The 9,235-nt window shown below is 71.3% G+C and carries 10 protein-coding genes and 1 pseudogene; 3 read left to right on the forward strand and 8 right to left on the reverse strand.

Features of this window, described 5'->3' with window-relative positions:
* Positions 1-3 precede the first annotated feature (3 nt).
* From mvk to fni, 3 genes are all read right to left on the reverse strand, one after another.
* Positions 4-942, reverse strand: a complete 939-nt coding sequence (mvk, locus tag D7V93_RS29645; RefSeq protein ID WP_120646586.1) for a mevalonate kinase — start codon at positions 940-942, stop codon at positions 4-6.
* Positions 943-1,034: 92 nt separating this feature from the next.
* Positions 1,035-2,366, reverse strand: coding sequence for a hydroxymethylglutaryl-CoA reductase, degradative (locus tag D7V93_RS29650; RefSeq protein WP_120646587.1), 1,332 nt, complete (start codon positions 2,364-2,366; stop codon positions 1,035-1,037).
* 33 nt (positions 2,367-2,399) lie between these two features.
* Positions 2,400-3,458 (reverse strand): type 2 isopentenyl-diphosphate Delta-isomerase, encoded by a 1,059-nt coding sequence (fni, locus tag D7V93_RS29655; protein WP_120646588.1) that lies wholly within the window; start codon positions 3,456-3,458, stop codon positions 2,400-2,402.
* Positions 3,459-3,610: 152 nt separating this feature from the next.
* On the opposite strand from fni, the gene D7V93_RS29660 reads away from it, so the two are divergent.
* Together D7V93_RS29660 and D7V93_RS29665 are read left to right on the forward strand one after the other, a co-directional pair.
* Positions 3,611-4,030 carry a hypothetical protein gene (locus tag D7V93_RS29660; protein ID WP_120646589.1) on the forward strand — a complete coding sequence of 140 codons (420 nt, stop codon included), beginning with the start codon at positions 3,611-3,613 and terminating at the stop codon, positions 4,028-4,030.
* Between the two features lie 125 nt (positions 4,031-4,155).
* Positions 4,156-5,133, forward strand: a complete 978-nt coding sequence (locus tag D7V93_RS29665) for a zinc metalloprotease HtpX (RefSeq protein WP_120646590.1) — start codon at positions 4,156-4,158, stop codon at positions 5,131-5,133.
* A gap of 3 nt (positions 5,134-5,136) precedes the next feature.
* Here the strand turns inward: D7V93_RS29665 and D7V93_RS29670 are convergent, their stop codons facing one another.
* Positions 5,137-5,541 carry a nuclear transport factor 2 family protein gene (locus D7V93_RS29670; RefSeq protein ID WP_244237592.1) on the reverse strand — a complete coding sequence of 135 codons (405 nt, stop codon included), beginning with the start codon at positions 5,539-5,541 and terminating at the stop codon, positions 5,137-5,139.
* A gap of 35 nt (positions 5,542-5,576) precedes the next feature.
* Positions 5,577-6,425, reverse strand: coding sequence for a 2-oxo acid dehydrogenase subunit E2 (locus D7V93_RS29675; RefSeq protein ID WP_120646592.1), 849 nt, complete (start codon positions 6,423-6,425; stop codon positions 5,577-5,579).
* 214 nt (positions 6,426-6,639) lie between these two features.
* Between D7V93_RS29675 and D7V93_RS29680 the strand changes: the two genes are divergently transcribed.
* Complete coding sequence (locus D7V93_RS29680) at positions 6,640-7,695, forward strand: coiled-coil domain-containing protein (RefSeq protein WP_120646593.1); 1,056 nt, start codon at positions 6,640-6,642, stop codon at positions 7,693-7,695.
* Positions 7,696-7,760: 65 nt separating this feature from the next.
* Here the strand turns inward: D7V93_RS29680 and D7V93_RS29685 are convergent, their stop codons facing one another.
* The 3 genes and pseudogenes from D7V93_RS29685 to D7V93_RS45270 form a co-directional block, all read right to left on the reverse strand.
* Positions 7,761-8,240, reverse strand: coding sequence for an SMI1/KNR4 family protein (locus D7V93_RS29685; protein WP_120646594.1), 480 nt, complete (start codon positions 8,238-8,240; stop codon positions 7,761-7,763).
* 10 nt (positions 8,241-8,250) lie between these two features.
* Positions 8,251-8,874 carry a hypothetical protein gene (locus tag D7V93_RS29690; RefSeq protein ID WP_120646595.1) on the reverse strand — a complete coding sequence of 208 codons (624 nt, stop codon included), beginning with the start codon at positions 8,872-8,874 and terminating at the stop codon, positions 8,251-8,253.
* Between the two features lie 109 nt (positions 8,875-8,983).
* Positions 8,984-9,235 (reverse strand): annotated as a pseudogene (locus D7V93_RS45270) (kelch repeat-containing protein); the annotation flags it as partial.

A 9,235-nucleotide genomic window follows, 5' to 3' on the forward strand; every position in this document is an offset into this window, starting at 1 on the left:
CACTCACACCGCCCGCGGGCCCGCGAGCTGGCTGCTGAAGCACCGCACGCCCATCGCGGTCAGCTTCACCACCGCGGGCGCCGGTTCGTGGAACAGGCCGATGACGGCCCCACCATCTCCTCCGGCCCCGGTGAGCTTGGCGCCCAGCGCCCCCAGCTCCCGCAGCCGGTACACCATCTCCTCGAGCGGCGGAGACGACAGCCCCAACGCCGCCAGCAGGCCCTGGTTGACGTTCATCGCGTCCCCCAGCCCCTCCAGGTCGCCCGCCTCCACCGCCTTCGACGCCTCGGTGACGAGCCTCCCCACCTGCGCGAACAGCCGGCGGTAGCGCTCCGGCCACCGCGCCTGCCGCTCGCGCAGCGCGCCCACCGTCACCTTCGTGGGACTGCGCGCTCCCGCCAGCGCCACCACCACCGACAGCACGCGCGGGCTCTTCACCTCGCGCGCCCGGCCGGTGACGCCCGACGGTCCCTGCACCCGCCGGTAGAGGATGAGCTTCTCCTCCGCGCTGGTGGTGTGGTCCACGCCCGACGGCGTGCCGTGGAACTCCTGCTCCATCTCCCACGCCAGGCGCGCCGTGGCCTTCGCCGTGGGCACCTGCCCCGCCGCCTGGAGCAGCACGCGCGACGTGGCCACCGCCAGCGCCGCGGAGCTGCCCAGCCCCGCGGACAGCGGCAACCGGGCCTCCAGCGTCACCTTCACCTTCGGCTCGCCCACCATCCGCGCCGCCCGCGCGAACGCCTTGCGCATGAGGCGCTTCTGCGCCGCGTCCGCCGTCGCCGGCACGTCGAGCTGGCACGAGCGCGCGGGCACGCCGCGCGCCGTCACGCCGAAGCTCAAGGGGCCCGCGAGCGCGGGGTAGCCGTACACCACGCTGTGCTCGCCCAGCAGGATGACCTTGCCGGCACCGAAGGCGACCAGGGGATTCGTTGCGGGAGTCATGGCACCGGAAGGTGAAGGGGCGGGCACTCGAGGAGAGCGCACCGCCCGGGTCCTGCGAGGGGCCCCGCGACATCCGCGCGGGGGCGATGAGGTCAGCCGTTGGTGACGGTGACGGCGACCGCGGGCGTCTCGGGGAGGAGGCTCGCGAGGATCTCCCGCGCCTTCTCCACCTTCACGTGCCCGGCCTTCACCAGCAGGTTGGCGACCTTCTCCACGTCGCCACCGCGAGCGCCCGCCGTCACCGCGACGCAGCGGGCGTGCATGGCCATGTGGCCCTTCTGGATGCCCACCGAGCCCAGGGCCCGGAGCGCCGCGAAGTTCTGCGCGAGCCCCACCGCCGCGAACACCATGGACAGCTCGCGCACGCCCGACACGCGCATCAGCTTGAGCGCCACCTGCACGCCCGGGTGCACCTTGATGGGGCCGCCCACCGTGCCCAGCGCCAGCGGCAATTCGATGCGGCCCACGAGGTGCCCCTCCTCCAGGTACCAGGTGGACAGCGGCCGGTACTGCCCGCCCCGGCACGCGAACGCGTGCGCGCCCGCTTCGATGGAGCGCCAGTCCTGACCGGTGGCGATGGCCACCGCGTCGATGCCGTTCATCACGCCCTTGTTGTGCGTGGCGGCGCGGTAGGGGTCCGCTTCCGCGAAGCGGCTGGCCTGCGCGATGCCTTCGGCGATCTCCTCGCCCGGCAGGTCGAAGTCCGCCAGCATCGGCAGCGGGATGCGGCACGTGGCGCGCGCGAGCCGGCGGTCGGCCAGGTTGGACAGGATGCGCAGGTACACCCTGCCGCCCGTCACCTGTTCAATCAGCGGCGCCACGCCTTCAGCGACGGTGTTGATGAGGTTGGCGCCCATCGCCTCCTGCGTGTCGATGAGGATGTGGACGATGAGCAACGGCTCGCCGCGCGGGCCTTCCGGCGCGGGCAAGAGGCGCACCTCCACGTCCCGGGCGCCGCCGCCCCGGGCGACCATGGCCGGGTGGAAGCTGTTCGCCAGGGCGAGGATCTGCTCCTTCGCGTCCAGGATGTTCTCGGTGGCCTTGATGGGGTCGCCGTAGTTCGACACCTGCACCTGGCCGATCATCATCGACTCGTCGGCCTCCGCGACGAAGCCGCCCGACTCGCGGACGATCTTCGACGCGAACGACACCGCCGCGACGACGGAGGGCTCCTCCACCGCCATGGGCACGATGTAGTCACGCCCGTTGACGTTGAGGTTGAGGCCCAGCCCCAGCGGCAGGGAGAAGGTGCCCACCGCGTTTTCAATCATCTGGTTGGCGAGCACCGGATCCAGCGTGCCCACGCCGCGAAGCTGCTCCAGCTCTTCTTCAGACAGCCGGAACATGCGCCCGATCTGAGCGAGTCGCTCCTCCATGGGCAGCTTGTGGAATCCGGCGAGCCGGGACGTCACGGTGTCAGACATGTTCTTCCTTCCCAACCTGGGAGCCACCCTGCTTCACAGGGCCGCCAACCAATCCTTCAAAGCTCCGGACACCACGCGCGGCCGCCGCCGCAGCTCCGCGACGTTCCGGCTTCCCGTCAGCACCAGCGCCTGTCGCAGGGCCGTCAGGATGACCTTCAATGCCTCTTCCGCGCCCGCGAAGCCGCCCTGCTGCTGGGCCCGGAACAGCGGCAGCGCCATGCCCGCCAGGTCCGCGCCCAGCGCGAGCACCTTCGCGCACTCCAGCCCGCCCCGCACGCCGCCGCTGGCGACGAGCCGGACCTCCGGGCCCACCGCCGCGCGCACGCTGGCGATGGCCGCCGCGGTGGGGATCCCCCAGCCGCTGAACTCCGCGCCCACCTGGGCCTGCGGCCCCGCCGCGCGAAGCTGCTCCACGCGCACCCACGACGTGCCGCCCAGCCCGGAGACATCCACGTTGCGCACGCCCAGCTCCACGAGCCGCCGCGCCACGTCCGGGCCGATGCCGCACCCCGTTTCCTTCACCAGCAGCCGCTCGCCGAACGCCCGCGCGAGCTCTTCCACCACGCGGTAGCCGCCCCGGAAGTCGCGATCGCCCTCGGGCTGCGTGAGCTCCTGGCCCGCGTTCAGGTGCAGCGCCATGCCGTCCGCGCCAATCGCGTCCGCGAGCCGCCGCACGCCGTCCACGCCCATTCCAATGGCCTGGTACAGCCCGATGTTGCCCAGGAGCGCCACCGTGGGCGCCACGTCGCGCACCGCGTACGAGGCCGTGCGCGAGGCATCCTCCGCCATCGCGCGCTGGCTGCCGACCCCGAAGGCCAGGCCGTGCCGCTCGGCGAGCAGCGCCAGGTCGCGGTTGACGACCCCCGCGCGCTCGGTGCCGCCCGTCATGCCGGTGACGAGCAGCGGCGCCCGCAGCGACTTGCCCAGGAAGGGCGTCGTGAGGTCCACCTCGTCCGCCGCCAGCTCCGGCATGGCGCAGTGGATGAGGTGCACGTGCTCCAGCAAGGTGGAGTTCTGCGCGGGCTCCACGTCGCCAGTCGCGCACAGGTCGAGGTGGGCATCCTTGCGCCTGGCTGTCGTCTCGTCGCCCATGTCCCTGAAAGCCGCCCGCTCTGTCGTTGCAAAAAGCGTGTAAGTCCTTGAAGGACCTTGGTTTCCTAGCAAGCGGCGGGGCTGGGGTGCAAGCCAAAGGACCCTGACGGTCGCGACCCGGGCGCGAATGGACGAAGCGACTTCTGGACGGTATGAGCCGGTGCGTGAGCGCGCCGGACAACAGGGTCGTCGTCTTCCTGCACAGTGGCGAGTACGACCGGGTGCACCAGGGCCTTTCCATCGCGGCGGCGGCGGTGGCGGCCGGGCGGCGCGCGGAGGTGTACCTGTTCTGGTGGGCCCTGGAACGTTTCCTGATGGATCGCCTGGACGAGCCCGACTTCGCCGGCCGTGACGACGTGACGGACCGCTTCGAGTCGCGCCGCATGCCGACGCTCCGCGCGCTCCTGGAGCACGTGCGGGAGACGGGGCTGGGCACGGTGGCGGGGTGTACGGGCTCGCTCGGTGCCCTGGGGGGCGAGCCGAAGGCCGGGGACAGTGGCATCGATCTCTGGCTCGGCTGGAGCGCCATCCTCCAGCGTACGGCGGGCGTGACGGATCGTTTCTACCTTTGACGAAAGCCGTCCGTGCAAGCCCCCCGGGCGCCGGGGCGGCCCGGCCCCGCTTTCGTTGACGCCTCCTTGCGCCTGCTTACGTTTCGTGTGGCCCCGGACGGGGCGAAAGGCACGGAACGAGGACCATGGCGCAGCGTGACCACCACATGACATCCCGGGGAGCGACCGCACCGGCGCTGAAGGGCGGCGGGTGGCACCGACTGGGCAACGCCTTGAAGACGACGGTGTTGCTGGCGGGGCTGACGGCGCTGGTGCTCCTCATCGGCCAGCGACTGGGCGGCGCGCAGGGGCTCGCGATGGCGGGCTTCTTCGCGGTGGTGATGAACTTCGGCTCGTACTGGTTCAGCGACCGCATCGCGCTGGCCATCCACGGCGCCCAGCCCCTGCCCTATGAGCAGGCGCCGTGGCTGCACGCGATGGTGGAGCGGCTGTCCGCCCGCGCGGGCATGCCCAAGCCGAAGGTGTACCTGCTGCCCACCGCGCAGCCCAACGCGTTCGCCACGGGCCGCAACCCGAGCCACGCGGCGATCGCGGTGACGGCGGGCATCCTGGAGCTGCTGGACGAGCGCGAGCTGGAAGGCGTGCTGGCGCATGAGCTTGGCCATGTGCGCAACCGGGACACGCTCATCGGAACAGTGGCGGCGACGCTCGCGGGCATCATCAGCTACGCGGCGCAGATGCTCTTCTGGTTCGGCGGCAGCATGCTCAGCCGGAGCGACGACGAGGAGGGCGGCGGCATCGCGGGGGCGCTGTCCAACCTGGGCCTGCTGCTGGTGGCGCCCATCGCGGCCACGCTGCTGCAGCTCGCGGTGAGCCGCTCGCGCGAGTACGGCGCGGACGCCACGGGCGCGGAGCTGTGCGGCGACCCGGACGCGCTGGCGAGCGCCCTCTTGAAGATGGAGCGCGGCGCGGAGGCCATGCCCTATGACCGGGCGCCCGCCACCTCGCACCTGTTCATCGTCAACCCGCTGCACCACGGCGGGGTGATGTCGCTGTTCTCCACGCACCCGCCGATTCCGGAGCGCGTGCGCAGGCTGCGCGAGATGAGCGCGCGCATGGGCGGCAGGGCACGGGCGCGCGGCGGCTGGGAGTACGCGTACTGACGGCTAGAACGGCTCGAAGCAGTCGTAGTTGTGCTGGGTGACGATGCGGCCGTCGCGGAACGTGAGGAACACGCCCAACGCGGCCCGCATCGTCCCACCCGCTGGCAGGGAGCCCACGGGCACCGCCAGCGTCGCGCTCCAGTCCACCTCCAGGGCCAGCCGGTCACCATCGACAAGGACGGAGCGCACGTCGTAGCGCTGGGACGTCACCACCTTCCGGCCCTTCTCCGACGCGGCCAGGAGCGCCTGGAGGTCGCGCGACGCGCCCTTCGGGGTGAGGCGGTTCGGGTATTCGCGCTGGCTGATGTCGGGATGGAAGAACTCCGCGAGCTGGGCGCCCGTGGCGCCGGCCTCGATGGCCTGGAAGTAGCGCTTCGTGAACTCCAGCGGCGTTTCGGATGGGGACACGGGTGACTCCTGGAACATTCGAGGTGGGCGCTGTCCTACTCCGGCGGCGCTGCGTCCGGTAGCGCGTCGAAGGACTCGAACGGGTGCTCCAGCAGCTCGCGCAGCGTGTTGGCGATGACGCCCGCGTGGTAGCCGTCGAGGAAGCGGTGGTCGAAGGACGCGTTGATGCTCATCACCCGGCCCGGCACCACCCTGCCCTCCTCCACCACCGCGGTCTCCCGCACCGCCCCGGGCGCGAGGAAGATGGGCACGCGGGTGAAGGGCGCGAGCGGCAGGTACGCCGTGTCCAGGCCCAGGGTCCCCACGTCCACGACGACGGCGGATCCGAAGGGGTCCCTGGGCAGGCCCAGCCACGCGGGGTCCAGGTTCAGCGTGTACGTGAGGAACGACGCCCATGCGGTGAAGCGGTGGAGCAGCAGGTGCGGGATGCGCCGCAGGAGCCCCCGTCCCTTCTCCAGCGCGACGTCGCGGCCTTCGCGCGCCCGCGCCACCCGGGCCTCCATCTCCACGGCGAGGTCGCGCACGCTCCGGGTGTCCACGTCCTCGAGGCGCACGGGCGTGAGGCCGGTGCGGTCCGGATCCACGCCGGGGACCAGCGCGCACACGGTCACCTTCTGGCGCAGGTAGATGCGCTGGAAGCGCAGGAGCGCGTTGGCGTCCGGACAGCGGCGCAGCCCTTCCCCCAGGGCCTTGAGGACCAGGTGCGTCGTCGTCAGGCGCACGCCGGTGCGCTGGTGGAAGGCCTCCAGGTACGCGAGCGCCGCGTCCATGCGCACCGTCAGCGTGCCGTAGACGGTGGGGTCGTACGCGTTCGCCCAGCTCCCGATGGCGAGCTTGCGGAAGCTCGACACGTCCCGCTTCGGCTTCAGTTGCAGGTGCGCCATGGCCTTGGGCTCCCCTCCCAGGGGGGTGTTTATGGATTCGCCGGGGCGCACACCAGGAAGGCCCTCCCCGGGGCCCCCGGGGGCAGGCGGGGCTCCGAGGCCCCGGCCGGAGCGGCAGGCGGGCCCACGGGTTGTCTACCAGTGAAGCCTTGACGCGCCATGTCCGGGCGGTAGGCTGCCCCGCTTTTTGCATCCTTCGGTGGAGGTTGTTCCCTTGCTGTTTGCACTCATCCTCGTATCGGTCGGGTTCGCCGTGACGCTCGGCCTGCTGCTCTTCAGAGACAAGGGCGGCGCCGGCGTGGGCCCTGCCTCCGTCTCCTCGCCATCGTTCCGGGGCGAGCTGGAGTCGGAGACCAAGGCGCGCGCCAAGGCGGAATCGGAGGTCCAGCGCAAGCAGAAGGAGCTGGACGAGCAGCGCGCGCAACTCCAGGAGCTCAAGGAGCAGCTGAAGCAGACCAAGCGCAAGCTCTTCGACCAGAAGGAGGGCGACAAGGGCACGCAGGACCTGGTGAAGGCCCGCGCCGAGGTGGAGCGCAACGCCAGCATCCAGCTCGCGCAGACGCGTGAGGAGCTGTCGCACGCCCTGACGGAGAACGCCAAGCTGCGCGCCGAGGCCGAGCAGCGCGGCGGCAACCGTCGTCGCGAGGCGCCTGCCGTGCCCGTGCAGGCGGCGAGCCCCGCGCCCGCGGCGGCTCCCGCTTCGACGGAGCTCATCGCGTCCCCCGCGAGCGAGCCCGTGGTGAGCGCGGCGGTGTCCGTGCCGCCGGCGGCCCCGGCCGAGCCCGTGCGCCGCTACCGTGAGCTGAACGACGCGGACCGCGAGAAGATGGACCGGCTGGAGACCGCGGCGAACAAGGACCGCGCGCGCGCCGTGGAGCTGGAGAAGGAGCTGCGCCGCATCAAGGGCCGCACCGACACCCAGGCCCGCATCCTGGCCGTGACGAAGTCCGAGGCCGACCTGGGCAAGGACAAGTACAAGGCCCTGGAGAAGCGCCTCAACCGGACGCTCCTGGAGCGCGACCTGCTTCGCCGGGCCATCAAGGACCTGGAGAAGAAGACGGGCATCCTCGCCGACCGCACGGAGCTGACGCCGGACGAGGTCGCCGCCAGCGACCAGCGCAGCGACGACGCCGCCCGTGCCCGTGCCGAAGCGGAGGCCCGCGCCGCCGCCCCCGCCACGCCGACCGAAGCCGCGCCCGCCGAGCCGTCCGCACCGTCCTCTTCCGAGGGCGAGGCGAAGCCGTCCGAGGCCCCGCCGACCAACGGCTGAGCGAAGTGACGATGTGAAGCACCGAGGCCCCGCCTCCCTTCACCGGGACGCGGGGCCTTCGTGTTTCAGCGGGACGGAGTCGCTGGGTCGCTGTTCAGCCAGAAAGAGCGGTTGCCACTGCGCAGGGCCTTCTCCAGGAACTCCTCGAACGAGGACGCGATGGGCTTCGTTTCCGGAAACGTCTCATGGAAGGCATCGAACAAGGGGTAGCGGCCGCCCGACCGCTGCGCGACATCCAGGACGACGAAGTCGGAGTCCTGCATGTCCACCAGAGTGAAGAGAGAGGGTGCCCCGCAGGCATCCTCATCGCGCCCCATGATGGCGACTCGGGCTCGCTCAATCCGCTCCAGCGGCAGGATGCGGTAGTTCACGTCCGGGAGCGGCGCGAACAGCGTTCCCCCATCGCAGTGGAGGTAGAAGGCGCGCAGGTCCGCGTCCAACTCCCAGCCGACGCGCGCCTCGAACGCGGCCAACCGTGCAGGCGTCGCGGGTGGGCTGGGGAAGTGGTGCCGGGTGATTTCGGCGAGCAGTCGGTCCATGGACATGGGGGTGTCCTCAATCCACGTAGGGCCGTGCGGGGCCCGGCGTCAGCCACTTGCCGCCGGGGGCATAGCAGGCGGGGTACTCGAAGTTGAAGGTCTTGTGCACGGCCCCAGGCACGGGCAGCACATTGCCGGGAGCTGTCGGCTCTCCTCCGTGAGCCAGGTCGAAGATGTGGTGGCCGGCCCAGTTCTCCCCACCCGTCTTGGGCCAGTCTCCAAACTCCGCGCTCCACTTGTTCCGGAAGCCCTCTCGCGCGTTCTGCCACGTGGTGCGCCGCCACTCCCCGTCGGCCACCTTCGGGTAGTCGCAGCAGCAGTGCGTGATGGCGAGGCGCCCACCGGCTGCCGCAGGGAGAAACAGGTAGCGCCCCTGCCAGTCGCCCCTGAAGTCGGCCAGCCACATGCAGCCCATGAGCGCGTGGCCCTGAGCTGCACACTTCGACTCGCAGCGGGCCATGAATGCGGCGCTGCACTGCCAGGGCCCGTAATAGATGGTCGTCCGCAGCTGGCCGCCGTCTGGAGTCGTGATGGGAGGGCCCACCCACTTCGCGGACGCAGGGCTGCCGACGGTGCCGACGGTGGCCGAGCCACATCCCACGAGGGTGAGGAGGGCGGCGGCGCTCACGGCACGTGGCATGGGGTGGCTGGCTTTCATGGCAAACGCAATAGCGCAGCCAGAGCAGCAAGTTAAGTCATGCGAGTGGGCTCACCCTATTGGAGTGAGCGCGTAGGACGACCCTCTCCATTCAGTCGCGCGGCGGAGGCATCACCACCAGCGCTTCGATGGGCGCACGGGGCTCACCGGTGCTGTCGTCCACGCCCCCCACCACGAGCACCGAGCCATCCGCGAGCGCCGTGCACGTGTGCCACACGCGCGGCTGCGGCATCAGCGGCAGGCCCAGGACGCTGGGCTGCGCGTCCTTCAGCGGGATGATCAGCTCCGCCCTGTCCATCGCGCGCGGCGTGCCGAAGTCGTTCCCCCGCCCGCCCAGCACCAC

This window comes from Corallococcus llansteffanensis, assembly GCF_003612055.1.
Lineage (GTDB): Bacteria > Myxococcota > Myxococcia > Myxococcales > Myxococcaceae > Corallococcus > Corallococcus llansteffanensis.

Bases quoted from the DNA above. Each gene is read 5' to 3' on its own strand.
- mvk (WP_120646586.1), bottom strand. From the start codon at position 942: ATGACTCCCGCAACGAATCCCCTGGTCGCCTTCGGTGCCGGCAAGGTC.
- fni (WP_120646588.1), bottom strand. From the start codon at position 3,458: ATGGGCGACGAGACGACAGCCAGGCGCAAGGATGCCCACCTCGACCTG.
- D7V93_RS29685 (WP_120646594.1), bottom strand. From the start codon at position 8,240: ATGTCCATGGACCGACTGCTCGCCGAAATCACCCGGCACCACTTCCCC.
- D7V93_RS29665 (WP_120646590.1), top strand. From the start codon at position 4,156: ATGGCGCAGCGTGACCACCACATGACATCCCGGGGAGCGACCGCACCG.
- D7V93_RS29690 (WP_120646595.1), bottom strand. From the start codon at position 8,874: ATGCCACGTGCCGTGAGCGCCGCCGCCCTCCTCACCCTCGTGGGATGT.
- D7V93_RS29660 (WP_120646589.1), top strand. From the start codon at position 3,611: ATGAGCCGGTGCGTGAGCGCGCCGGACAACAGGGTCGTCGTCTTCCTG.
- D7V93_RS29675 (WP_120646592.1), bottom strand. From the start codon at position 6,425: ATGGCGCACCTGCAACTGAAGCCGAAGCGGGACGTGTCGAGCTTCCGC.
- D7V93_RS29650 (WP_120646587.1), bottom strand. From the start codon at position 2,366: ATGTCTGACACCGTGACGTCCCGGCTCGCCGGATTCCACAAGCTGCCC.